Here is a 25,201-nt window from a genome sequence, read left to right as displayed (position 1 = left end):
TTTTGTGATATACTTTCCTCACAAGATAGCGTTCCCGATTTTGTCATCATCATGCTCATCCACTTTAACGGACACTTTTTTCAATCTACACTTCGTATCATATTGTGCGCTGCCTCTACCCAGGTCAGAAACCTCTGCTGCAATCAACATATTGACATTTTGATCTTCGTATGTCCAACCCTGTTCAAGCTTAACCACATCCATACGCATTCCCTCTGTGATTTTCACCTCGCATATAAGCTGTCCAATGTTTGTCTCTATGAGTACAAGATCCAACTCAACTAGCCCAAGATCGATGGCCAATTGTGGTGAGATTTCTATAGGCGGATTCTTGCGTGGTACATGGCTTACGGGAGCCTGTGAATTTTCCTGTCTACGTGGATGCACTGTGAGTAAGGCATAGGGATAATCAGCAGAATCATATAGTCTAGTACTACCTGGGCTTGCTAAGGCTGATTGACCATGTGCTACAGCTAGCTCTGAATACAATTCAACCTTACCCGAAGGTGTTTTAAAAACTCTATCGCGATACGCAACAGGATCGATTGGCAGCCTTAGAAAACCTTCTTCTTTACATGCTTTCAAAGACATTCCATGCTTATGCAACGGTTGAAATACTTCTTCAAGCAGTACTTCTGGTGAAATCTCTAGATCCTTAGGCAAGTGTAATTCGCGCGCTAAATCTCTAAAAATCATCCAGTCAGGTCGCGCCTGACCTCTTGGCTGTACAACCTGATTTGCATAGGTAAGATAAGAACTCCACATTGAAATGAGCATGACATCTTCTTCTTCAAAAACAGTTGTAACAGGCAGAAAGTAATCTGCCTCATCTGCTGTTTGAGTCAAATAAGAATCGATAAGTACCTTGACTCGCACATTCCGTAATGCTCTCCGTGTCAATGACGCATTCGGTACTTGTGTCACCAAATTTGTTCGTGAAATAAAGAGCACATCTACAGGCGGATCTGCTTCTAGTATCTCATTTGCCTGAGTAACACGAGAAAATTCACGTCTTGAAGCGTTATGGCTACGCCCCATTAAAGTATGCCAATCTACAAAAGCGGACATTTCCCGATGTGCATAATTAACACCGCCACCAGCCACCCCTACGTTGCCACTAATAGCCGCTAGAGCATCGATTGCCCTAATTGTATTACCCCCATTTTTATAGCGTTGCATACCAATGCCTAGCAATGTACTTGTCGGTCCATCTGAATATAAATTTGCCAATTGTATTATTTGTTCTTCCTTCACACCACAAATATGTGCTGCTAATGATACATCATATGCTTGTACGTGCAGCTTAAACGCATCAAATCCCAACACGTGCTTGTCAACAAATATATGATCATATCGATCGTTAGCAATGATTTCATTACATATAGCTAACGCTAAAATTCCGTCTGTTCCTGGTTTCGGTTGAACGATCAGATCTGCTTGTGCATCCATATCCGTCTTTAGCGGATTGATGACTGTAACCGTCGCTTGGCGTTTTTGAGCTTCTCGAATGTATTTCACCATATGCATATTTGTCACACTTACATTGCGGCCCCATATCACAATGTGCTTTGAATGCTCTGCTATGTCAGTAGGATCATTACTTTTTGGCTGCCCAAAATCGTATTCTTGTGCTGTAAGGCCAGCTTCCCAACATAAGCTCCCAACCACATCTGTATACCCACCTAGCATATTAAAAAAACGATCGGTAGCCAATTTTAATATGCCACTAGATCCGTAGTCATATGAATGCATAATTGAGAGTGGCCCATATTGCGCAATAGACATTTCAACTTCCTTCGCAATCTCTTGCAAAGCTATATCCCAATCTATACGTTGCCATTGTCCATTCACTTTTTTCATCGGCCATAACATGCGTTCCTGACTGTGGTGTCGCTCCAATAACTTATATCCTTTTCCACATAAGCGTCCCTGTGTCATGGGATGCTCCGAATTTCCCTCTATAGAAGATACATGACCTTGATCATCTACTCTTGCTATCATGGAACAACTATCATAGCAATCCATTGGACAAGCAGTTTTACTGACTCTCATCGTTTTCATCCACCGATCCCACAACCTTTTTCAAAGATCGTTCGAATTCTCTTCTAGTAAGCAAAACGCTTCGCCCACAGTGAGTGCATTTCAATCGAATATCCATGCCCATACGAATAATCTGCCACTCATTTGTTCCACAAGGGTGCGGTTTTTTCATGGTCACAAGATCTTTTAATGAATACTGTTTTTCCACTGCAATTTTTCCTCCGCTACAAATGCATAGTATTTAACTGACTATACCATGCAGTCGAATATGCGTCCACGCATGAACAAAAAGAGAATGATAGAACCAAATGTTCATATCCATTTGACTATGAGAAAATGCAAGTACACTTACATTGTTAAATACTACGATGGCTATATACACTCCCGTAACAACCCCAAACACACCTCCTAATAAGGTCATTTGTTCTTTACTTAACTCATTTGACCAAATACTATCTATCGCACGAACTCCTATGAGAAGGCCTAGCAACGCAACAATGACTGTTCCTAATAATAGTAATTGCCGATACCACTCACGCAATGTTGGTATAATATGCGCACTTGCAAAAACATTGGTCACCCCTTTATTCACACCATGAAACCTAAATACAGGCACAACGGGTTCTAACATTCGATTTAACCAATGCAAATACTCTGTCTGTATAATCGCATCAGACGTTACAAATTGTAACCATGGAATAATTACAGTCAAAAGATATGCACTTCCACCGACCACTGACACATAAATCAGCAACCGCCGCCAGCCAGCGATATACCCCAACAGACCACTCCATGCAATTAATGAGAATACTGTTAGATCAATAATCATATGTATACCTGCCTATCTTGTTACTTCCATTGATTCTATGCAATTGGTGGGTATATTTTGCCGGTTTAGGGTCACATACTGTACTATTAACCTTTTAAAAGGGGAGTGGCTTTTGGTTTGCTAAACCTCCATAAAGAAAAAGACTCTTTTCGTATTTCATATAATCATCAGGACGCTGTGGCACAACTTGGTGAATCCATTGCCCGTCTGATTGCAGAACGACCAATCGAATCTACAGTTGTCATTATGTGTATAGGAACAGATCGCTCTACGGGCGATGCACTTGGTCCCTTAGTGGGTTCTGAATTATCCGAACGCACGCATGACTTTGTTTTATATGGGACACTTGATCATCCAGTTCATGCTGTCAATTTAGAAGAGATGATTGCCACTGTTAAACGCACAATTGATCAGCCTTATATTGTTGCTATTGATGCCTGTCTTGGTCAAGTAGCCAATATTGGTCAAATCACAGTTGCTCGCGGCTCTTTGCAACCAGGCGCTGGAGTACACAAACAGTTACCTGCAGTTGGGGACGTTCACATTACTGGAATTGTCAATGTGGGTGGATTTATGGAGTACTTTGTGTTGCAAAACACTCGACTTTCTATTGTTTTTAGTATGGCAAATGTTATTGCAGATGCGCTTTCCTATGCTTCTAGTCTCAGGCTTCCTATTCAATCCGATGATGCTCATGTTATAGGCCGTTTATCTATACCGCGTCTCCCATCTTTTTTTCGAAATAAATAACAAAGGTGACGGTCATTCCTTTTCAGGTCTAATGACTGTCACCATAGTACAACCAACCATACAATTATTTTTATGTATTTGATGTGGAGATAACCTCTTGCTCTTCATTGGTCAGCGTATAAGTCGATTGTCTTGCGTTAATTGGCTTGGCATATACTCTTGACTCATCACGACCAAAAATGCTGCTCATTACTGTACCCGTTCCTCGTTCATCTAAAAATGAAACGGAAAAACTTAAATCATTGCCCTTTTCACCAAATGCATTGTATCGCGCTACTTTTGTTGTTTCTAGTTTTCTCACTAATCTTTCTTCGTGATTTTCCAATAATTTCGTCACACGTTCTAGCTCATGTTCAAGAACAATAATTTTATTACTGTATTGATTAATCAATGATTCTAAGTCTTTCCCCGTTTCTCCTTTCATCATTGATCGATACTGGGAGCGTAGCCGTCGCGCTCTTCCTCCAGCGACTAGCGCCACAATAAGTGCAATAATCGCAAGAATAAGACCAAGTACGATTCCTCCAATAAATACTTGATCTTTTAAACTAAGACTAATTGAACTTAGCAATCTATACATGCTCCTTTCATAAGTGAATCCAGGGAGAAAGCAGCACGCTCACGTGCGGTGCAATCCATCTTACTCCTGCAACGACAATCATAGCTGGAAGAAGATTTGCCACTTTAATATGCTTAATTTCTAACAAATTCACTCCGATACCCATAATTAAAAGTCCACCTACTGCCGTTACATCAGTAATGATCACCGTATTTTTTATACCGGCGCCTAAAAAATGAGCAATAAGTGCTATGCCACCTTCATACAACAAGATAGGAATTGCAGCTAACCCTACTCCTGGTCCCATCACACTTGTGAATATGGCTGCAGAGAATCCATCCAAAATGCTCTTTGTATAGAGAATTGTATTATTCCCACTAAGTCCACTTTGTAATGCACCTAACACAGCCATCGAGCCTACACCAAAAACCAAGGTTGCAAACACAAATGCTTCTGATAATCCTCCGGCTTTACCCTTGAACTTACTCTCAGCAAAATTACCAAAACGATTTAGAGCACCTTCAATATCCCACCATGCTCCGAGCAGACCACCTAGAACTACAGACAACACAATAATAATGATATCCCCTGACGGAGCAGAGATTGCCATTGTAATGCCAAGTGTAATAACAAATAGTGCCATACCTTGTATAACGGTGGTACGCATGCGTTCAGGAATTCCATGTAGTCTAAAACCTACAAATGTTCCAAACATAATGGCTATCGTATTAACGATGGGCCCCAATAAAAACAACTGTCCTTCCTCCTACATTTTCGTTTCAGAATGCAACTGTTTTAAAGCTACTATACACTTTTCAACTTCTTGCTCTGTTGTAAATGCTCCCACACTCACTCGTACTGCTCCACCCATCTTTAAAGTATGCTGTTGTTCATGAGCATAAGGAGCACAGTGCAGTCCAGAACGAACAGCAATATCAAATTTTCGATCTAACAACAACCCCAACTCCGCTGAAGAAAATCCATCCATAGTAAAAGCTACAACTGGTACATGTGATTCACATGCAGGATCCCCCAAAATGTGAACGCCGTCCATAGTTCTTAATTGATCGATTAAAGGATCCAGTAATTGTAATTCACTTATTAGCAATTTTTCAGGATTGCAATCTAAAACATATTTAATGCCTTCACTTAATCCTGCAATTCCTGGCGAATTACGCGTGCCTGGCTCATAGCGATCCGGACTATAGCGTGGAGCATCAGGCGACTCTGCGTTACCACCACCACCGCCTACTATAATCGGCTTCAAGACAATATCAGGAGCGAGATATAACCCACCAGTACCTTGCGGACCGTACAAACTCTTATGCCCCGTAAAAGCTAGTATATCGATCCCCATTTGTCTCACATCAATAGGTACTAATCCAGCAGTTTGAGCAGAATCAACAAATATGTACGGTTTGCGATTTGGTTTTCGGTATACACTTATCATCTCACTCAATTCGACAAGTGGAAGCACTTCACCAGTCACGTTAGATGCATGTGTGATTACAACGAGTTTAGTGTTCGAATTTAACTCATCTTTTATTTTTTTACGCCAGTTTTGCCGTTCATACTGCACATAGCTTACATGAACACCTTGGCGTTCCAAATAATTTAACGGTCTCCGTACACTATTATGTACAAGGCCCACACTCAACACATGATCACCAGGTTCTAACAAGCCAAATAGAGTTAAGTTAATCGCTTCAGTAATGTTTTGTAGTAAAATTATTTGATCCGTATTTTGAATCCCAAATAATTTACCTACTTGATCTCTCGTTTGAGCAATCATTGTTTCTGCTTCTCGCGCCATACGATGTGATCCACGACCAGCATTAGCTCCGTTATGTTCGATCCACGATGCAACTGCATAGGCTACTTGAGGCGGCTTAGGCCACGAAGAGGATGCATTATCCAAATAAATCACCTATCTGTCCCTCCTTTCTTGCTTCGCCATTGTAGTGCAATTATCTTTGCCCATTAAGAAGTTGCAAGATTCGTTCTAAGTCTTCCGACGAAAAGTATTCTATTTCTATCTTTCCACGTTTTTTTCCCATTTGAATCCTCACCGAAGTCCCGAGAATATTTCGCAACTGTTCTTCATATGCTTTTGTTATCGGGGTTTGTGCGTTATTTTGAGATTTGGGCTTTGTTTCACGTGAAACAAGTTGTAAACGATGAACCAATTGTTCAACTGCACGCACAGTTAACCCATCATCAATAATTTTTTGCGCAACAGTATGTTGAGTTTGTACATCTCCAATTGAAAGTAACGCTCGTGCATGTCCCATAGATATTGTTCCACGTGAAACATTTTCTCTAAGCTCACTGGGTAGACCAAGCAGACGCAAAAGATTAGCAACATGAGATCTGCTTTGACCAACACGTATGGCAAGCTGCTCTTGTGTAAGAGAAAAATGTTCCATAATTTTAGCATACGCTTCCGCAACTTCAATAGGACTTAAATCTTCTCTCTGTAAATTCTCGATGAGTGCAATTTCCATAGCTTCGCGATCAGAAATTTGACGGACAATAGCCGCCATTGTTTCCTCCTGCAACATTTGCATAGCTCGAAATCTTCGTTCACCTGCAATGATCTCGTAACCTCTACCAATACCTCGTCGAACGATAATCGGTTGTAAGATTCCATGTTCTTTAATAGATTCCATTAACTCATTCAGTTTATCTTGATTGAACTCTCTCCGTGGCTGATACGGATTAGGACGTAATTCATCAAGCCGTACTTGAACAACTTCTTCAGTCGCATCCGTACTTATTTGAGGAAGCAAAGCTTCTAATCCTTTACCTAGTCCACCTTTTGATTTCAACTACCAATCACTTCCTTCGCCAAATCCAAGTAAACCTCTGCACCACGAGACTTTGGATCGTATTGCCAAATTGGTTTACCATGACTAGGTGCCTCACTTAGACGAACATTACGTGGGATGATGGTCCGATAAACCTTCTCTCTAAAATACTTTTTTACATCTTCAATAACTTGAATACCTAGATTTGTACGCGCATCTAACATCGTCAACAAAACGCCTTCAATTTCAAGTGATGTATTCAAATGTTTTTGAACCAAACGAATAGTACTTAACAACTGACTGAGACCCTCTAAGGCATAATATTCACATTGAATAGGAATAACTACGGAATCAGATCCTGTTAGTGCATTGATAGTTAACAAGCCTAAAGAAGGCGGACAGTCAATTAAGATATAATCATAATTCGCTCGAACGGAAGCGATAGCTCTTCGCAACCTTACTTCGCGAGAAATTGTTGGTACCAATTCAATTTCTGCACCTGCTAACTGTATTGTTGCAGGAATAATATCAAGATTCTTTACAAATGTATGAAGAATAGCTTCATTAGAGATAACATCATTAATAAGAACATCATATATGCAGTATTTAACATCTGCTTTATTGATACCCACACCGGAAGTGGTGTTTCCCTGTGGATCTATGTCAATAAGCAATACTTTTTTCCCTAATTCAGCAAGACAAGCTCCTAAATTAACAGAAGTTGTAGTCTTCCCCACACCACCCTTTTGATTGGCTACTGCCATCACTCTTGCCATTTAACCTACCTCCGAATATCAAACACCCAAATGCTCCTTACTCATTGTACTAGAAATAAAAAGAACACACCATGCTAATGTGTGCTCTTTAAGGAATCTATCTAGCCAATTCGATCAATACTCTCTAAGTAGATCCTTTTCATATGAAATTTGGCATAAAAAAATAAAATTTTATTTAAAAATGGTAAATCCTTATTAATAAAGTTCAATCAATAACAAAACTTCGTATACGTTCATTCTCACTCTGTTTACGAAACTTTTTATGAATCTATTAAACTTACCAGTCAACTTAATTTCTTTTTCGGAAGACGAATAGTAAATTCGACAAAATCTTCCTCTTCTTGTTCCACCATTTGAACTGTGAAACCACTCTTTTGAATTAATTTAACAGATTCACGAACTGTATTCATAGCGATCCGAAAATCCCTGCTAACACCAGAACGTTGTACCTTTTTAGGAACAACTGGTTGTACCAAGCACTCCTTCACTCTTTTTTCCGTCTGTTTAACATTTAGATCTTTAACAATCACTTCATTCAGCAGACTACTTTGCATATCATGAGGTAGTGCCAATAATGCACGAGCATGACGCTCACTAATGGTCCTAAGTTTAACCGCATCTTGTACCTCTTCTGACAAGTGCAAAAGACGTAACTTATTGGCAATCGTTGATTGTCCTTTACCTAAACGCTGCGCTAGACTCTCTTGGGTGAGATGATGTAATTCAATTAACTTTTGATAAGCGACAGCCTCTTCAATAGCTGTGAGACCCTCTCGTTGTAAGTTTTCAATTAAAGCAAGGGATGCCGCTTGCGAATCCGATAGATCCTTTACGATTGCAGGAATAAAATCTAATCCTACACGTTGCGCAGCCCTCCAACGACGTTCACCTGCAACTAGCTCAAAGTACCCATCTTGTGGTCTTACCACTATAGGTTGAATCATCCCATGAGTCCGTATCGTAGCTCCCAATTCGTCTAACTTGTCCTCATCAAAAACTGAACGAGGTTGATAGCGATTTGCCCGTACTGAACTAATAGGAATTTGTTGCAAAGAGCTGTTTGATCCTTGATTTCGTTCTACAGCCCCTAAGAAACGAGACCAACGCTCTCTCACCTTGGCCACCACCCACTTCAATCTACAATATCTATACGTTCTGCAGACTATCGACAAAATCCTTCTGTAAATGTAGGTATCGACAAAGGAAGTGACATATCGACAAAAGAACTCACATTTAGACAAAAAGATTACTTACTTTCATGATTACGAGTCAACAAAGGACTCCGTTGTGCTTCTCCAGGTTTTCTAGGAAATACTTTTGGTGTTGGTCGGTCTTTATATAGACTTATAATCGTATGATCGCCTGCTTGTAGAGGAAGTACATACGGTGTTACAACAAATTGTGAAAAACCAAGTTTTTTTGCAACATACAAAGACTCTTCCATCTCATTCTTCGGATCGGGCCCTTTCATAGCATGAAAAGAGCCCCCAATTTCAACAAAAGGTCCTGCCCATTCAATGAGTACAGGCATACGCGCTACAGCTCTTGCCACAACATGTGAGAACCGCTCGCGATACGCTCTATCTTTTGCTAATTCCTCCGCTCTCGTATGAAGAATAGTAACGTTTGAAACATCTAGTTGTTTTACAACAGTTGTGAGAAAATCAGTGCGTTTGCGCAAGGAATCACATAAAGTCATTTCTACCTCTGGCATGACTAACTTTAAAACAAGTCCCGGAAACCCAGCTCCAGTACCAAAATCAAGCATACGTAGTGTTCGCCCTTCTATCCACGCAGAAGAATGACGAATAACAGGGATTAGTTCTAAACAATCGACAAAATGTTTTAAAAGAATCCCCTCTAAACTTGTAATTGCAGTTAGATTCATACGTTCGTTCCATTCCTGAAGAAGGAATGCATATCGTACAAACTGATCAATTTGCTTATCCGTTAGTGAAAAGCCTCTTTGATAGCAATATGCGATAAAATCGTCGAGAGAAAAAGTTTCAGAACTGCTATTCATTTGCAGCTTCCCGCCTCGAACGCGTCTCTAGCCACACGAGTAAGACTGATATATCAGCTGGTGAAACCCCCTCGACACGAGAAGCCTGCCCAATACTCCGAGGGCAAATAGCAGTTAATTTCTCCTTTGCTTCATTAGCTAAACCAGAAATAGACCAATAGTCTACCCCTTCAGGCAATCTCCTGTTTTCTAAACGCTTTTGTCGTTCAATCTCTTGCGTTTGACGAACAACGTACCCCTGATACTTAGTGTCAATCTCTACCTGCCTAGCTACCTCATCTGAAATAGGCTCAAGTGGAGGTGCTAACTCTGTAACCATATCATACGTGATTTCCGGTCGACGAAGTAATTGTTCTAATGTAACTGAACCAGATGGTGCGTCAAGTCCATAAGTAGAAAATTTATCAACAATAACAGCCGGTTGTACCCGTATGGAATGTAGTCTGCTTTTTTCCTTTGTAACGCCATCTTGTTTTTGTAAAAATTTTTCATACCTTTTATCCGATAAAAGACCGATAGAATGCCCAATCTCCATTAAGCGAACATCTGCATTATCATTGCGCAATAACAAGCGATACTCTGCTCGTGAAGTCAATAAACGATATGGTTCAGTTGTCCCTTTGGTCACCAAATCATCGATCATTACACCGATATAAGCGTCTGAACGCGCAAGCGTGACAGACTCTTTGTTTTTTGCATGTAATGCAGCGTTAATTCCAGCCATAATACCTTGTCCAGCTGCCTCTTCATAGCCGGATGTTCCATTAATTTGACCTGCAGTAAATAGCCCGGAAATCATTTTAGTCTCAAGTGTAGGCCATAACTGAGTGGGCACCATCGCATCGTACTCAATGGCATAACCCGGTCGTAACATCTCCACATGCTCTAACCCAGGAATCGTGTGAAGCATTTGCACTTGTACATCTTCCGGTAAACTAGTCGACATTCCTTGCACATACCACTCTTCTGTGTTTTTGCCTTCAGGTTCAAGAAAAATTTGATGCGCTGGTCGATCCTTAAAACGAACAACTTTATCTTCAATACTTGGACAGTAGCGTGGTCCCCTGCCTTCAATTCCACCTGAAAACATTGGTGCTCGATGAAGATTTTCACCAATAATCTCATGCGTGTTTTCTGTAGTATAGGTTAAAAAACAATCCACTTGTTCGCGCTGTGCAATATCATCTCGATATGAAAAATGAAGCGGTTCCGGATCTCCAGGCTGTGCAACAAGATGATCAAACGCAATGGTTTTACGATTCACACGAGGAGGTGTGCCTGTCTTAAAACGCACGAGATCAAATCCAAGATCAACAAGACTATCTGTTAATTTTAACGATGGCAATTGACCATTTGGACCACTTTGATAAGAAACATCACCGATGATAATCTTCCCACGCAAATACGTACCAGTTGTTAACACGACAGAACGAGCAAAATACTGTGCACCAGATTGGGTTACAACACCTGCCACCTTACCATTTTTTGTAGTAATTTTTTCAACCATGCCTTGACGCAGTGTTAGATTTTCCTGAGTCTCTAACGTCCATTTCATCATTCGACCATAGAAAGCTTTATCAGATTGTGCGCGTAAAGCCTGCACTGCAGGACCTTTTCCAGTATTTAATAAACGCATCTGAATATACGTCAAATCAGTGTTATAAGCCATCTGTCCACCTAATGCATCTATCTCACGAACAACAATTCCTTTTGCAGGTCCGCCAATTGATGGATTACATGGCATAAAAGCAATTGTATCCAAATTTATAGTTAACAGTAACGTTTTACATCCCATTCGCGCTGATGCAAGAGCCGCTTCAGAACCAGCGTGCCCAGCTCCAATCACGATGACATCAAACTCCCCGGCTACATATCCCATAGAGCCGATCACCCCTTTTCTAAATCAATTGACCATCTTGCTATCATTTACCTAAACAAAATTGAGTAAAAATCTGATCCAGCAAATCATCGCGTGGGGTTTCACCTATGACTTCGCCAAGGGTAACCCACGCTTGATGTAAGTCGACCGCAACTAAATCTAACGTTTGCCCCTCTGTTACAGACAATAAAACCTGCTCCAATAAGAGTTTACATTCTTCAAGTAGTCGTATATGGCGTGCATTTGCAATAAATGTTGCATCTCTAGGTTTCAGATCACCAGAAAACACCTTTTTAATCACTGCTTGCTCAAGTTGAGGTAAGAATTTCTTATCTTTAATTGAAAATGGAACATACGTACACCACGGAAATCGATCTAGCAACTGTTCACTTACAATCACTTGTGGTAAATCCTGCTTACTTAGCACGACAAGTGATGCATACTCTTTACCAATGTCAAGTAACTCACAATCCTCAATAGATAGTTCTCTACTACTATCGATAACAATGAGGAGCAAATCAGCCTGTTCTATAGCACGTTTACTACGGTCTACTCCTAATTTTTCAACAACATCATCTGTGTCCCTTATCCCAGCAGTATCTAAAATATGCATAGGAACACCATCTATTTGAATAAATTCATCCAAAATATCCCTTGTAGTTCCTGGAATATCGGTTACAATAGCTCGCTCTTTACGTACAAGTTGGTTAAGCAATGTAGACTTTCCAACATTGGGCCGTCCAACAATCGCAACATGTACCCCATCACGCAAAATTTTTCCTTGATTAGCAGCATATAATATACTTTGGACATCATCTAGTACTTCAATACACCCATCATAAACCCTTTGAGTAGTTATATCCTCCTCATCATGCTCGGGATAATCAATTGTTACCTCAACATGTGCCATTAACTGTAACAATTCATCGCGCAATTCACGTACTTGACGACTGAGACTACCCTCTACTTGTAAGAGAGCTGCCTGACTGGCCATGACCGTATGCGCGCCGATAAGCTCCATCACACCTTCTGCTTGAGAAAGATCAATTCGCCCACCCAAAAAAGCCCTTTTAGTAAATTCTCCCGGAGAAGCCAATCGAGCTCCTGCTCTCAATAATTCTAACAGAACCATTTGAGCATTTTGCGTTCCACCATGAGTGCTAATCTCTACAACATCTTCAGTAGTATACGTACGTGGTCCTCGCATGACTGATACCAATACCTCATCTAGCTTCACTCTTTCTTCTAACGACACAATAAATCCGTAATGTATGGTATGAGTTTTCACACGACTCAATGATTGTTTGCCTTCAAACAAGCGATCAACCACAGCAATAGAATGCCTACCGCTTATACGAATTACTGCAATACTGGATTCACCAAGCGCAGTCGCAATGGCTGCAATTGTATCTTCTCCATCCATTTTTATCTGTCACCTCTATCCTCATACTGTGTCTACTTTCAATTATTCATCATATCAAATACTCATGCCCGTATAACACCCTATAAACACTAAAATAGTTGGCGTATAGAAATAAACACCAACTACATATTGAACAACTATCTATAGCTCATAAACGACTACATATGTCTTAAAACTAAAGTAAGTACCATGTAAGTTACTGAACAAGCTCTCTACTGGAATGATCTTTCACTCGCAAAGATTGAGGAATAATAACAATCGCTCGTTTGGGCTCTTCTCCCCGACTTTGCGTAAATACATCTTTTCGTGATTGTAAAGCTGCATGAATCACTTTTCGATCACTTGATACCATCGGCTCAAGATATATTTCTCTACCCAATATGACTGCCTTATCTGCTAGTTTTTTTGCATCATAAATTAATTTTTGTCGATGTCGTTCTCGATATCCCTGCGCATCGATCACAAAACGATATGACTTAACTGCATACTTATTGCCAATTGCATTCACAAGCACTTGAATCGCATCAAGTGTTTTCCCATGCTTGCCGATAAGTAATGCAACGCGGTCACCCGATAATTCAAAGGTAACATCTCTACCTTTACTTTTCTTTTCTACTTTAACCGCCATACGCATAGCAACAAACATTTCACGTAAGAATAACTCCGCATCTTTCACGGGATCTTCAATAATGCAAATTTCAACTACAGCATGTCGGGCGCCAAAGCCTAAAAAGCCTTTAGAAGGTGCTGTTTTAACAATAACCTCAGCACGTTCACGCCCGACTTTTAATTGCTTCAACCCATCTGCAACTGCCAACTCAACGGTCGCGGCAGAAACAGAAATCATTCTCATTTTTTGCCCACCTCTTGGGTTGACGTTTTAACACGCACAAAATACATTTGTCCAATCGTAAATAGGTTACTAAACACCCAATACAACGACAACGCAGCGAAAACCCGTAATGCAAAAAAGAAAATCATCAAAGGAAAGACAATCTGCATAATCTTTTGTTGAGTAGGGTCCATCTGAACCATAGTAACTTTTTGCTGAAAATAACTCGTTACACCAGCCAAAACGGGTAGTATATACGTGTGATCAGGTTGTCCAAGAGGCATCAACCCAAGAAACTTAGCATGAAGCATTGCAGTATCAGTGTATATTGCACGATACAACAATGTTAACACGACAAATTGCACAATCATTGGCATACAGCCACTTAGCGGATTAACTCCCTCCGACTTGTAGAGTGCCATGGTCTCTTCTTGGATCTTTCTCGTATCATTACCAAACTTCTTTTTCAATTCATCTAGACGCGGTTTTAACGCTTGCATCTTCTTTGAATTCTGAAGACTCTTTAGCATGAGAGGCATAGTAAGCAACCGAATAAAGATGGTAACAATAATTAAGGCGATTCCATAATCGCCAACATAATGTGCAACTATGTTAATTAAATCAGCAAATGCATTAACAGCTTGATCCCATATGTTAGGGCCAGCAGCTACTGCTTTAGCAGTCTTAGCCGTTGCCGCGAAGGCAACTGAACTACTTGCCAATAGAAACATCACACTTAAAAAGACCGTCGCTATCCTCGACGAACGCGCTCGCAACTGTTACCAACCTCCGAATCTTCAAGGCACCGGATCATATCCACCAGGATGCCATGGTCCACAGCGGACCACACGCTTAACGCATAACCATAAGCCTCGAAAAACACCATGCTTTTTAATTGATTCTAAACAATAGTTAGAACAGGTTGGATAAAATCGGCACGACGAAGGAGTTAAAGGTGAGATCACCATTTGATACAACCGTATCAAACCAATCAATAACCATCTCATCGTCACCATCACACCTATCTGAGAGTCACACGATAGAATCCTTGCTAGTCGTTGTCACCCTAAACAATTTAGCCTTAGTTAACAACTTGCAAAGTTCTTTATTTGCTTGTGCATATGATAATTCTACTGCTTGTTTGCGAGCGATAATCACAAGATCAAATCCATATTCAATATGTACGATCTGTAACCTCATCACTTCACGAAGTACCCGCTTTACACGGTTTCGGACAACAGCATTACCCACTTTTTTACTCACTGAAAATCCGACTCTCAACGTTTGAGTACGATGTTTCTTAACTACATATAAAACATAGTATCGATTGGCCACAGAACTCCCACGACCAAAAACATAACGAAAGTCACCATTACGACGTAAACGATGTCCTTTCAATGTAAACTTTTGGGTCGCTCGCACACAAGCAACCGTGTGCTTCCCCTCGTCCAGAACCAAAACCTCCCGACATATGCCAAGACTATGAATCTAAAAAAAGACCACCCGTGAAGTGGCCTATGCAGAAATCACTTGTCTCCCTTTACGCCTACGCGCTGCTAAAACGCGACGACCATTTTTGGTCGACATACGCTGGCGAAAGCCATGCACTTTTTTGCGTCTACGGACATTTGGATTATAAGTCGGTTTCATGTGGAGTTACACCTCCTTGAAGCCACCATTCGATGAAACACCTATAGATTATAGTCAAAATAGAAGACACATGTCAAGCTTACCACGCATCCACATGTGGATAACCACGCAAAACAACGATATCTACACCCATTTATCCACATGTGGACAACTTCAGTGGATAAATCCTCCTTGTACATCCTCTAATTTAGAGTTATACACATGTTACAAAAATATACGATCTTTAAATTTACTCATTTATCCACAGTCTCAAATACACTAAAATCCCTTGTTAGCAAAGGGCTTTTCTGCTATGATAGGTCAGCACTATTCGCGAGGCTCATCTTATCCACAATCTTATCCACAGTTGTGGATAAGATGTAAACCGTATCTTGTATATGTGGACGTACTTGTTTAATTCTTTACCTGTGTATAGCATGATAGGCGATAAACACAAGTATATCTTACTTTCTTGTGTAGATTATGCCCTGTGGACAACTAATTAGCCTAGGGGGCTTTGGTAGGTCATGATCAACGATGGACACCTGATTTGGGAGCAAACTGTTCATGTATTACATGGAACTCTTGAAAAATCTGTTTTTGAGACATGGATTCATTTAACTAACGCACATTCCTTTGACGGACATCATTTAACTATCCGTGTACCGTCTCCAATGGCACTTGATCATATTAATAAATTTCTACTCGATACGATTCATGAAGCATTGGCAGTTGTAACGCAGCTTCCGATTACACTTTCATTTATATTGGAAGAACCAAATACCAATCGTATACAACAACGCAAAGATTATCGCGATCATCCTTTTGAAGAAGAGTTTACAAATCAAACGCCTTTTAATCCGAAGTACACATTTGATACTTTTGTCATTGGTGAACGTAACCGTTTAGCCCATGCTGCAAGCATTGCAGTGGCAGAACGCCCAGCTCAAAACTATAATCCATTTTTTTTGTATGGTGGAGTAGGTCTTGGGAAAACTCATCTTATGCATGCTGTGGGTCAACATGCTCTTCGAATGAATACAAATGCAAAAGTTGTCTACATTTCTTGTGAGACATTCGTCAATGAATTTGTTACAGCATTACAAACCCGAACGATAGATGACTTTCGCAATAAATATCGACGAGCAGATATTCTTCTGATTGATGATATCCAATTTATCGCTGGTAAAGAATCAACCCAAGAGGAATTTTTTCATACATTTAATACCCTCCACAATGATCATAAGCAAATTGTCATTACCAGTGATCGACCACCAAAAGATATTGAACGACTTGAAGATCGTTTACGATCACGTTTTTCTGGAGGCCTCATTATTGATATTAAACCTCCAGAATTTGAAACTCGTGTTGCTATTCTTCGTAAAAAAGCGAAGGCTGAAGGCTTTCAAATAGACAATGAAGCATTGAATTTAATTGCAACCAAGGTAGAAACAAATGTTCGTGAATTAGAAGGTGCATTAATACGAGTTATTGCATACTCCTCCATGATGAATCGAGATATTGATTTGTATCTAGTGGAAGAAGCACTAACAGATATTCTTCCACCAGACGCTAAAAGACCTCTCACCGTTATGGATGTTCAACGAGTCGTTTGTACGCATTTTCATATTCAACTAGAAGATATGTTAAGTCGGGGACGCCAACGGGAGATTTCTTATCCTAGACAATTAGCTATGTATTTAACAAGAACGCTCACTGACCTATCTCTTCCTAAGATAGGTCGAGAATTTGGAGGAAGAGATCATACAACCGTACTGCATGCTTGCGATAAAATAACAACAGATCTTAAAGCAGATCCTAAATTGCAACAGACACTACATGTGTTACGTGATCAATTAATGGCCACAAGTCATTCTGGATAAGTCAATTTTATATACACATGTTACTAACACGCAAAAAAGGTTGAATAGAAAGCTTATTGGAGTTATCCACAGTTTCCACAGGCCTTATTACTATTACTAACTTCTTTTAAATACTTATGATCTATATGCCAAGGAGTGAATGTCTATGCGCATAGTCATTTTAAAATCGCATCTATTACAAGCATTACAAACCATTTCAAAAGCAATCCCAACACGGACAGCAAAGCCGATCTTATACGGAGTACATGTAGCAGCAATGACAGATGGTCTACAACTTACTGCATATGATCTAGAGATAGGTATACAAACTCTCATTATCCCTGCAGAAGAGTCTGATGAACCTACATTACAAATTGAACAAGAAGGCAGTATTGTTTTACATGCTAAGTACCTACTAGACATCACCCGCAAACTACCCCACAAACTTGTGCGCATTGACGTAACGGATCTTACAACGACTATACGATCAGGTTCTGCAACCTATACATTGAACGGAATGGATCCTAGAGAATATCCTAAACTGCCTGAAATCACAGAAGACATGAGTTTATCTTTACCAGCTGATGTATTTATATCACTTATAGAACAAACCAATTTTGCAACAGCAACAACAGAGATACGACCTACCTTAACGGGAGTATTATTTTCTTTTAAAGAACCAGAGTTACGGTTTATTGCAAGTGATAGTCATCGCTTGTCTATTCATTCTATTCAAGCTGAATCAAAACATGCTTACGAACAGTTAGAAGCCATCATTCCACGTAAAAGTCTGTTAGAACTTATGAAAATATTACCCACTTCAGATGTCTTGACCGATGTATACATTGCTGACAATCAATTGCTTGTCAATTTTGGATTAACAAAATTCTATTCACGGCTAATAGAAGGACAATATCCGGATATTTCACGTATTATACCTACAACATGGCGGACCGCGATCGAAGTCGATCCAAAACAATTTACAGAATCCATCGAACGAGCAGCACTTTTGGCACGTGAAAATGAAAACCAAGTGATTCGACTTTATTTGAGGAGAACGCATATTGAAATTACATCTCATTCACCAGATATCGGCAAAGTTACAGAAACAGTCGATCCCAAAGCATTCGAAGGAGAAGATTTACAAATTGCATGTAATGCAAAATTTTTATTAGATGCCTTAAAAGCGCTTCAAAATGAGCAAGTACGCATTGAATTTACAAGTCCAGGAAGTGCATTTACATTAAAACCATCCACAAAAGATCGCCCTTTGCATCTCATTTTACCTGTTCGATTTGGGCCTAACGCATGATAAAATTAGAGATTGATACTCCCTACATTACTTTGCAGCAAGCACTCAAACTGTCAGGCATAATCGGCTCTGGAGGAAGTGCAAAAGCTATTTTGCAACAAAACCTAGTGTTAGTAAATGATATACCAGAACAAAGGCGCGGAAGAAAATTGATACCAGGCGATCAGGTGATCGTATTTGATGAGACATTATTGATTGAGAAGAGTAATCATGAACATTGAACGAATAGATCTACAAAATTTCAGATCATACAGTTATACGAATCTCACATTTAGTCCAAACTTAAATATATTGTTAGGACAAAATGCAGTTGGAAAAACCACAATTTTAGAAGCGATATCGATGTTTTCATACGGACGATCTGTACGAGCAAAACAAGAAAAAGAACTGATTCAATTTGGTCAAGAACAATCTCAATTGCGAATTTTGTTTAATCAAAGAGGCAAACATGTTGATATGGCAATGAAAATTATGCAAAAAGGCAAACAAATTAAAGTAAATGGGGTACCCAAAAAAAATTTAAGTGAATTTCTTGGGCAACTACATGTCATTTTATTTTCACCTGATGATTTATATATGATCAAACTCGGTCCTGAAGAACGACGAAAATTTTTAAACTTAAATATGGGCCAATTTATCAATGGTTTTGTTGACCAGTTAAGACGCTATAATCAATTACTTCTGCAAAGAAACTCTCTTTTGCGCATGCGTCAATTAGGTCCTCTCAGTGTTTGGGATGAACAACTCAGTGAAGCAGGGGCAGTCGTATTATATGCGCGTAAACTTTTTGTTGAGATCATTGCCAAACGAACAACCAACATTTACGAACAGCTCTCAAGTCAAAGTGAATGTTTGCAGATGACGTATAAAACCAGTACTAAGGGTGCTACTGAAGCTGAGTATCGTGAATCTCTTTATCGCCAATTGCAACAGTCTGCTACAAGTGACATTGAAAAAGGATACACAACAGTTGGACCACATCGAGATGATCTGACCTTCCATATCGATGATCGTGTAGCAGCTCGATTTGCTTCACAAGGTCAAATAAGAACCATTATTTTAGCTTTGAAATTTGCTTTATTTGACTATATCGTTGAAAAAACACAGGAACTACCCGTCATACTACTAGACGATGTTTTTTCAGAACTCGATGTACTACGCCAAGAACACTTATTAACAAGATTACAAGGAGCACAAACGATTCTCACGACTACTTATTGGGGGAATAAAAAAGAGTTAGGTATACCAGTGAAGGTGTTTAACATTGCACATGGTATACTATCCGTTGAGGAGTGAAAGCAATGTATCTCGACATAGGTGGAGATGTCATCTTGCATTGGGAAGAAATCATTGTCATTATGGACTTTAAACCATGGCATTACTCTCCATATAATCAATCACTTCTACAAGCAGTAACACAAAAGGCAGAAATAAAAGATCTTGCTTTCGGACAACCCAAGTCGTATGTGGTCACAAAGGGTGACATCTATATTTCACCAATATCTGTAACAACTTTGAAAAAGCGCATTACATTTACATAAAAGTATACAAGAATATGTAAGCAGTTATGGTTCTTTTGGAGGCGAAGTAAGTGGCAAACGAAAATGCGAATGGGAATTACGATGCAGCACAGATTGTTGTTCTTGAAGGTCTGGAAGCAGTTAGAAAACGTCCAGGCATGTATATAGGATCGACTAGCCCAAGAGGATTACACCATCTCGTTTGGGAAATTGTCGATAATTCGATTGATGAGGCACTAGCAGGACATTGTGATACTATTTTAGTAAGTGTCCATTCTGATCAATCTGTAACTATTCAAGATAACGGCCGTGGATTCCCTGTAGATATTCATGAAAAAACAGGGCTACCTGCAGTTACTGTTGCATTGACTATTCTTCACGCGGGCGGCAAATTTAACGGTGAGGGATATAAAGTTTCTGGTGGGCTTCATGGAGTTGGAGCTTCCGTTGTGAATGCCTTATCTGAAAGGTTTGAGGTACTGGTAAGAAGAAATAACAAATTATACCGTCAAACTTTTTCAAGAGGCATTCCATTATCGGATTTGGAAATCATCGGAGAATCAACTGAAAATGGATCTACAGTTACTTTTTTACCTGATCATGAAATTTTCACAGAAACGATTGAATTAAACTATGAAACCCTTCAAACTCGTTTACGGGAATTAGCTTTTCTAAATAAAGGCGTTAAGATTACACTCACAGATGAGCGTATTGATCGCACGCAAGTATTTCAATACGAGGGTGGAGTCAAATCCTTTGTGGACTACCTCAATCGTGGAAAAGATGTTTTACACGAAGAACCTGTTTATATTCAAGGAGAACGTGACACTGTTACAGTTGAGATCGCCTTGCAGTACAATGATAGTTATACGAGCAATATTTTTTCTTTTGCAAACAATATTCATACAGTAGAAGGCGGAACTCATGAGTCAGGGTTTAAGTCTGCATTAACTCGTATATTAAACGACTATGCAAAGCGCAATAACATTTTAAAAGAGGCTGATCAAAATTTAAGTGGTGATGATGTTCGGGAAGGTTTAACGGCAATTGTAAGTGTCAAAATTCGCGAACCACAATTTGAAGGACAAACCAAAACAAAGCTAGGCAACAGTGAAGTAAAAGGAATTGTAGAAAGTCTGTTTGGGGAAAAATTAGCCACTTTCATGGACGAAAACCCAAGCGTAGGGAAACGCGTGATAGAAAAAGCGGTGACTGCTGCGCGGGCAAGAGAAGCGGCTCGTAAAGCAAGAGAGCTGACCCGGAGGAAAAGTGCTTTAGAAGTAAGTTCATTACCAGGTAAACTTGCAGATTGTTCAAGTCGAGATGCTTCAATTAGTGAAATTTACATTGTTGAAGGTGATTCTGCTGGAGGTTCTGCAAAACAAGGAAGAGATCGTCACTTTCAAGCAATACTTCCTTTACGTGGTAAAATTCTAAACGTAGAGAAGGCAAGATTAGATAAAATTTTATCTAACACAGAAATTAGAGCAATTATTACGGCGCTTGGTACAGGGATATCTAATGATTTCGATATTGCAAAAGCAAGATATCACAAATGCGTGATCATGACAGATGCTGATGTCGACGGAAGTCATATTCGTATTTTGTTACTAACGTTCTTTTATCGTTATATGAGAGAACTGATTGATGCAGGGTATGTGTACATCGCTCAACCACCGCTGTATAAAGTAACAAAAAGTAAACAAATTCGTTATGCATACAACGATGTAGAATTACAGCGGTTATATGAGGAAATTGGTCAAAATGGCGTAGAAGTACAACGTTATAAGGGTCTAGGAGAAATGAATGCTGAACAATTATGGGATACAACTATGGACCCTGGAACGAGAACAATCTTACAAGTAACCCTTGAAGATGCCATTGATGCTGATGCCATTTTTAGTGTGCTCATGGGGGATCGAGTGGAACCAAGGCGTGAATTTATTGAGGAACATGCACAGTATGTTCGTAATCTAGATATTTAGTCAATTAACTAATGTGGAAGTTAGATTGAGGGAGGATCTTTGTGGCTGAAAACGGTAGGGTTTTACCGATCAATATAACATCAGAATTAAGGCATTCCTTTATCGACTATGCTATGAGTGTCATTGTAAGTAGGGCGCTTCCGGATGTGCGTGATGGGTTAAAACCTGTACATCGACGTATCATCTTTGCAATGCTGGAATTAGGCATGACACCTGAAAAACCATATAAAAAATCAGCGAGGATCGTAGGCGATGTACTCGCTAAGTATCATCCTCATGGAGATACAGCCGTATACGATGCATTGGTACGTTTGGCACAAGACTTTTCAACACGTTATTTATTGGTTGATGGACACGGTAATTTTGGTAGTGTCGATGGTGATTCTGCAGCTGCTATGCGTTATACAGAATCACGGATGACTCATCTTGCCATTGAAATGGTACGAGATATTAACAAAGAAACTGTCGATTTCCAACCTAACTACGATGGAAGTGAAAAGGAACCGACAGTACTTCCATCTAGATTTCCAAATTTACTTGTCAATGGTTCTTCAGGTATTGCAGTTGGCATGGCTACCAATATGCCACCACATAATTTAACTGAAGTCATTGATGGTGTGATCATGTTAATTGATCAGCCAGATGCAACGATTGATGACCTTATGACAGTAATTAAGGGTCCTGATTTTCCTACATATGGCGTTATTCTTGGCCGTGATGGGATTAAAAAAGCATACCAAACAGGGCGCGGAAGTATTACTATGCGCGCTGTTGATACGATTGAAGAAGCAGCAAACGGTAAGATGCGCATTATCATTACTGAGTTACCTTATCAAGTAAATAAAGCACGTTTAATTGAAAAAATTGCTGACTTAGCGAGAGAAAAAAAGATCGATGGTATTACAGATTTACGGGACGAAAGTGATCGTAAAGGAATGCGCATTGTCATTGAATTACGACGCGATGTTCGACCGCAAGTGGTACTCAATAATTTATATAAACACACTCAATTACAGACAACTTTTGGCGTAAACGCCTTAGCATTAGTCAATGGACAACCTAAGGTACTTTCTTTAAGAGAACTTCTCTATCATTACCTAGAACACCAAAAGGAAGTAATTGTTAGACGAACACGTTTTGATTTACGTAAGGCAGAAGCCAGAGCCCATATTTTAGAAGGTTTGCGCATAGCACTTGACCATCTAGATGAGGTCATTGCTCTTATTCGTGCGTCTGCAACTGCAGAGATTGCACGTACGGGTTTAATGGCAACCTTTTCTTTATCAGAAGAACAAGCACAGGCTATCTTGGACATGCGTTTGCAACGTTTGACTGGGTTAGAACGAGAAAAAATTGAAAATGAATATCGCGAGTTACAGCGTTTAATTGCTGAATTTCGTGCTATTTTAGCTGATGAAGCAAAGGTGCTGGAAGTAGTTCGAAAAGAAATTACGGAATTACGGGATAAATATGGAGATGAAAGACGCACACGTATTATCGCTGCAGTAGGAGATGATTGGAATGAAGGCGACCTCATTCAGGAACAAGAAGTCGTCGTTACAATTACTCATGCAGGGTACATTAAAAGAGCTCCGTCGAGTACATATCGCAGCCAACGACGAGGTGGACGAGGCATCACAGCGATGGGAACAAAGGATGAGGATTTTGTTGAACATTTATTTATCACATCCTCCCACAATAACTTGCTTATTTTTACAAATAGAGCAAAAGTCTATCGTCTCATGGCATATGAAGTACCAGAACTCGGTCGAACGGCAAAAGGTGTGCCAATTATTAACTTATTAAATATTGAGCAGGGAGAGAAAATTTCTGCTGTTATCCCTGTTAGTCAAGAAGATCTCTCATCAGATGATTATTACTTATTTACTGCCACACGCAATGGAATTATTAAAAAAACGTCTCTTAGCGCATTTTCAAATATTCGCAAAGTAGGACTTATTGCACTTGGAATACGCGAAGATGATGAATTGATAGGTGTTCGATTAACCGATGGCGCACAAGAAATTATTATGGGCACAAAGCTCGGCATGTCTATTCGATTCCCAGAATCTGATGTTCGTCCCATGGGTCGTACAGCAGCGGGGGTAAAAGGTGTAACTTTAGAAAAAGAAGATGAAATTGTAGGCATGGATGTTGTTCAGCCAGATACGACTGTTCTAGTTGTAAGCAGTAAGGGATATGGAAAACGAACATCGATTGCTGATTATCGCAGTCAAACTCGTGGCGGGAAAGGCGTAAAAACGCTGAATGTGACGAAGAAAAATGGCTATATTGTCGCACTGAGAGTGGTTCGTGATCATGAGGATCTTATGATTATTACGAATACGGGGGTTGCGATTCGTCTACCCATTGATGAAATTTCAATTAAAAGCAGAAATACTCAAGGCATACGATTAATTAATTTAGATGATGATTCTGAAGTAAGCTCAGTAGCTCGTGTTGCAACATCTGAAGTGGATGTCTTAGAAGATGATACAAGTGAGTCGTAAATCTTAGTTTTACAAGGCATGAAACCATCGTATAAGATAAAGGGGTAGGAATAAAGGTTACACAGCTATTTATAGCGTTCCTACTCCTCTTTTTTAGTTATTTAAACAGGGACTACATTGCCTATGAATGCTGTATGATGTATATATGGAGGTGTTATCAATGGCGTTTGTCGTAGAACAAGGGGCTATGATGATTTCAATGGTATTGCTTTTAGGAATAGTAGGAGTAATTACTCATCTCATACTACCTAAAAATCTAAAATAATAATCCATAATTGCATTGACACAGCAATTATGGATATGTTATATTACTATCTGTCGCCACGAACGGCGGCGCAAAGAAGGCAAGCAAGTGGATCCTTGAAAACTAAATGCAACAAGAGACAAACACGCGAGCAAAGAAGTAGTAGACATGAATTAAGAGTTTGATCCTGGCTCAGGACGAACGCTGGCGGCGTGCCTAAT

General features: G+C 39.8%; 25 protein-coding genes. 8 read left to right on the top strand and 17 right to left on the bottom strand.

All coding sequences use genetic code 11. The features are described 5' to 3' along the window. Positions 1-18: 18 nt before the first annotated feature. The 3 genes from MM817_RS07765 to MM817_RS07755 are packed head-to-tail and all read right to left on the bottom strand — an operon-like array spanning position 19 to position 2,869. Positions 19-2,052 (bottom strand): molybdopterin-containing oxidoreductase family protein, encoded by a 2,034-nt coding sequence (locus MM817_RS07765; protein WP_241713380.1) that lies wholly within the window; start codon positions 2,050-2,052, stop codon positions 19-21. Further along, positions 2,039-2,248, bottom strand: a complete 210-nt coding sequence (locus tag MM817_RS07760; RefSeq protein WP_336605159.1) for a DUF951 domain-containing protein — start codon at positions 2,246-2,248, stop codon at positions 2,039-2,041. The genes MM817_RS07765 and MM817_RS07760 overlap by 14 nt, the downstream gene beginning before the upstream one ends. Before the next feature lie 33 nt (positions 2,249-2,281). Continuing rightward, positions 2,282-2,869 (bottom strand): hypothetical protein, encoded by a 588-nt coding sequence (locus tag MM817_RS07755; protein ID WP_241713377.1) that lies wholly within the window; start codon positions 2,867-2,869, stop codon positions 2,282-2,284. Between the two features lie 117 nt (positions 2,870-2,986). Here MM817_RS07755 and yyaC point away from each other — a divergent pair, with 117 nt between their 5' ends. Then, positions 2,987-3,619, top strand: a complete 633-nt coding sequence (yyaC, locus tag MM817_RS07750; protein ID WP_241713376.1) for a spore protease YyaC — start codon at positions 2,987-2,989, stop codon at positions 3,617-3,619. Positions 3,620-3,689: 70 nt separating this feature from the next. Here yyaC and MM817_RS07745 read toward each other — a convergent pair whose 3' ends face one another. The 14 genes from MM817_RS07745 to rpmH all read right to left on the bottom strand — a co-directional run bounded on the left by MM817_RS07745 (position 3,690) and on the right by rpmH (position 15,568). Continuing rightward, on the bottom strand, positions 3,690-4,190 hold the full coding sequence (locus MM817_RS07745; RefSeq protein ID WP_241713374.1) for a DUF4446 family protein: 501 nt from the start codon (positions 4,188-4,190) through the stop codon (positions 3,690-3,692). Between the two features lie 16 nt (positions 4,191-4,206). Then, positions 4,207-4,932: a DUF554 domain-containing protein gene (locus tag MM817_RS07740; RefSeq protein WP_241713372.1), complete on the bottom strand. Its 726-nt coding sequence runs from the start codon at positions 4,930-4,932 to the stop codon at positions 4,207-4,209. Positions 4,933-4,944: 12 nt separating this feature from the next. After that, positions 4,945-6,105: an aminotransferase class V-fold PLP-dependent enzyme gene (locus MM817_RS07735; RefSeq protein ID WP_241713369.1), complete on the bottom strand. Its 1,161-nt coding sequence runs from the start codon at positions 6,103-6,105 to the stop codon at positions 4,945-4,947. Between the two features lie 40 nt (positions 6,106-6,145). Beyond that, complete coding sequence (locus MM817_RS07730; protein WP_241713367.1) at positions 6,146-7,006, bottom strand: ParB/RepB/Spo0J family partition protein; 861 nt, start codon at positions 7,004-7,006, stop codon at positions 6,146-6,148. Further along, complete coding sequence (locus MM817_RS07725) at positions 7,003-7,761, bottom strand: ParA family protein (RefSeq protein WP_241713365.1); 759 nt, start codon at positions 7,759-7,761, stop codon at positions 7,003-7,005. Before MM817_RS07725 ends, MM817_RS07730 begins: the two co-directional genes overlap by 4 nt. 284 nt (positions 7,762-8,045) lie before the next feature. Continuing rightward, complete coding sequence (noc, locus tag MM817_RS07720; RefSeq protein ID WP_241713362.1) at positions 8,046-8,876, bottom strand: nucleoid occlusion protein; 831 nt, start codon at positions 8,874-8,876, stop codon at positions 8,046-8,048. A gap of 131 nt (positions 8,877-9,007) precedes the next feature. Then, positions 9,008-9,784, bottom strand: coding sequence for a 16S rRNA (guanine(527)-N(7))-methyltransferase RsmG (gene rsmG / locus MM817_RS07715; RefSeq protein ID WP_241713360.1), 777 nt, complete (start codon positions 9,782-9,784; stop codon positions 9,008-9,010). After that, positions 9,777-11,663, bottom strand: coding sequence for a tRNA uridine-5-carboxymethylaminomethyl(34) synthesis enzyme MnmG (gene mnmG, locus MM817_RS07710; RefSeq protein ID WP_241713358.1), 1,887 nt, complete (start codon positions 11,661-11,663; stop codon positions 9,777-9,779). The genes rsmG and mnmG overlap by 8 nt, the downstream gene beginning before the upstream one ends. A gap of 43 nt (positions 11,664-11,706) precedes the next feature. After that, positions 11,707-13,086, bottom strand: coding sequence for a tRNA uridine-5-carboxymethylaminomethyl(34) synthesis GTPase MnmE (mnmE, locus tag MM817_RS07705; RefSeq protein WP_241713356.1), 1,380 nt, complete (start codon positions 13,084-13,086; stop codon positions 11,707-11,709). 196 nt (positions 13,087-13,282) lie between these two features. Further along, positions 13,283-13,939 carry an RNA-binding cell elongation regulator Jag/EloR gene (jag, locus tag MM817_RS07700; RefSeq protein ID WP_241713354.1) on the bottom strand — a complete coding sequence of 219 codons (657 nt, stop codon included), beginning with the start codon at positions 13,937-13,939 and terminating at the stop codon, positions 13,283-13,285. After that, positions 13,936-14,694, bottom strand: a complete 759-nt coding sequence (locus MM817_RS07695) for a YidC/Oxa1 family membrane protein insertase (RefSeq protein WP_241713353.1) — start codon at positions 14,692-14,694, stop codon at positions 13,936-13,938. Before MM817_RS07695 ends, jag begins: the two co-directional genes overlap by 4 nt. Positions 14,695-14,715: 21 nt before the next feature. Then, the gene (yidD, locus tag MM817_RS07690) at positions 14,716-14,925 is read right to left on the bottom strand and encodes a membrane protein insertion efficiency factor YidD (RefSeq protein ID WP_241713350.1); all 210 of its coding nucleotides are present in this window, start codon (positions 14,923-14,925) and stop codon (positions 14,716-14,718) included. 25 nt (positions 14,926-14,950) lie between these two features. Then, positions 14,951-15,376, bottom strand: a complete 426-nt coding sequence (rnpA, locus tag MM817_RS07685) for a ribonuclease P protein component (protein WP_241713348.1) — start codon at positions 15,374-15,376, stop codon at positions 14,951-14,953. Positions 15,377-15,433: 57 nt separating this feature from the next. Further along, positions 15,434-15,568, bottom strand: coding sequence for a 50S ribosomal protein L34 (gene rpmH / locus MM817_RS07680; protein WP_241713346.1), 135 nt, complete (start codon positions 15,566-15,568; stop codon positions 15,434-15,436). A 506-nt stretch (positions 15,569-16,074) separates the two neighbouring features. Here rpmH and dnaA point away from each other — a divergent pair. The 7 genes from dnaA (at position 16,075) to gyrA (ending at position 24,736) form a co-directional block, all read left to right on the top strand. Next, positions 16,075-17,430, top strand: a complete 1,356-nt coding sequence (gene dnaA, locus MM817_RS07675) for a chromosomal replication initiator protein DnaA (RefSeq protein ID WP_241713344.1) — start codon at positions 16,075-16,077, stop codon at positions 17,428-17,430. 145 nt (positions 17,431-17,575) lie between these two features. Next, on the top strand, positions 17,576-18,721 hold the full coding sequence (gene dnaN / locus MM817_RS07670) for a DNA polymerase III subunit beta (RefSeq protein WP_241713342.1): 1,146 nt from the start codon (positions 17,576-17,578) through the stop codon (positions 18,719-18,721). Beyond that, a complete protein-coding gene (locus MM817_RS07665) occupies positions 18,718-18,942 on the top strand; it encodes an RNA-binding S4 domain-containing protein (protein ID WP_241713340.1) in 225 nt (74 codons plus the stop codon). The genes dnaN and MM817_RS07665 overlap by 4 nt, the downstream gene beginning before the upstream one ends. Next, positions 18,932-20,017: a DNA replication/repair protein RecF gene (gene recF / locus MM817_RS07660; protein WP_241713338.1), complete on the top strand. Its 1,086-nt coding sequence runs from the start codon at positions 18,932-18,934 to the stop codon at positions 20,015-20,017. Before MM817_RS07665 ends, recF begins: the two co-directional genes overlap by 11 nt. A 5-nt stretch (positions 20,018-20,022) precedes the next feature. Beyond that, on the top strand, positions 20,023-20,262 hold the full coding sequence (remB, locus tag MM817_RS07655; protein WP_241713336.1) for an extracellular matrix regulator RemB: 240 nt from the start codon (positions 20,023-20,025) through the stop codon (positions 20,260-20,262). A 50-nt stretch (positions 20,263-20,312) separates the two neighbouring features. After that, entirely contained in the window at positions 20,313-22,226 is a 1,914-nt protein-coding gene (gyrB, locus tag MM817_RS07650) for a DNA topoisomerase (ATP-hydrolyzing) subunit B (RefSeq protein WP_241713334.1), read from the top strand. A 41-nt stretch (positions 22,227-22,267) separates the two neighbouring features. Beyond that, a complete protein-coding gene (gyrA, locus tag MM817_RS07645; RefSeq protein ID WP_241713332.1) occupies positions 22,268-24,736 on the top strand; it encodes a DNA gyrase subunit A in 2,469 nt (822 codons plus the stop codon). Positions 24,737-25,201: the final 465 nt, after the last annotated feature.

Origin of the sequence: Sulfoacidibacillus ferrooxidans, assembly GCF_022606465.1 — a bacterium.
GTDB lineage: Bacteria > Bacillota > Bacilli > Alicyclobacillales > SLC66 > Sulfoacidibacillus > Sulfoacidibacillus ferrooxidans.
The sequence above is the reverse complement of the archived record's forward strand: the minus strand, read 5'-3'. Positions and strand labels throughout refer to the sequence as shown.

What these genes read in the sequence shown, in the direction of transcription:
- MM817_RS07765 (WP_241713380.1), bottom strand. Translation starts at nt 2,052, where the DNA reads ATGAGAGTCAGTAAAACTGCTTGTCCAATGGATTGCTATGATAGTTGT.
- MM817_RS07755 (WP_241713377.1), bottom strand. Translation starts at nt 2,869, where the DNA reads ATGATTATTGATCTAACAGTATTCTCATTAATTGCATGGAGTGGTCTG.
- MM817_RS07725 (WP_241713365.1), bottom strand. Translation starts at nt 7,761, where the DNA reads ATGGCAAGAGTGATGGCAGTAGCCAATCAAAAGGGTGGTGTGGGGAAG.
- rsmG (WP_241713360.1), bottom strand. Translation starts at nt 9,784, where the DNA reads ATGAATAGCAGTTCTGAAACTTTTTCTCTCGACGATTTTATCGCATAT.
- mnmG (WP_241713358.1), bottom strand. Translation starts at nt 11,663, where the DNA reads ATGGGATATGTAGCCGGGGAGTTTGATGTCATCGTGATTGGAGCTGGG.
- mnmE (WP_241713356.1), bottom strand. Translation starts at nt 13,086, where the DNA reads ATGGATGGAGAAGATACAATTGCAGCCATTGCGACTGCGCTTGGTGAA.
- jag (WP_241713354.1), bottom strand. Translation starts at nt 13,939, where the DNA reads ATGAGAATGATTTCTGTTTCTGCCGCGACCGTTGAGTTGGCAGTTGCA.
- yidD (WP_241713350.1), bottom strand. Translation starts at nt 14,925, where the DNA reads ATGAGATGGTTATTGATTGGTTTGATACGGTTGTATCAAATGGTGATC.
- rpmH (WP_241713346.1), bottom strand. Translation starts at nt 15,568, where the DNA reads ATGAAACCGACTTATAATCCAAATGTCCGTAGACGCAAAAAAGTGCAT.
- dnaA (WP_241713344.1), top strand. Translation starts at nt 16,075, where the DNA reads ATGATCAACGATGGACACCTGATTTGGGAGCAAACTGTTCATGTATTA.
- dnaN (WP_241713342.1), top strand. Translation starts at nt 17,576, where the DNA reads ATGCGCATAGTCATTTTAAAATCGCATCTATTACAAGCATTACAAACC.
- MM817_RS07665 (WP_241713340.1), top strand. Translation starts at nt 18,718, where the DNA reads ATGATAAAATTAGAGATTGATACTCCCTACATTACTTTGCAGCAAGCA.
- recF (WP_241713338.1), top strand. Translation starts at nt 18,932, where the DNA reads ATGAACATTGAACGAATAGATCTACAAAATTTCAGATCATACAGTTAT.
- remB (WP_241713336.1), top strand. Translation starts at nt 20,023, where the DNA reads ATGTATCTCGACATAGGTGGAGATGTCATCTTGCATTGGGAAGAAATC.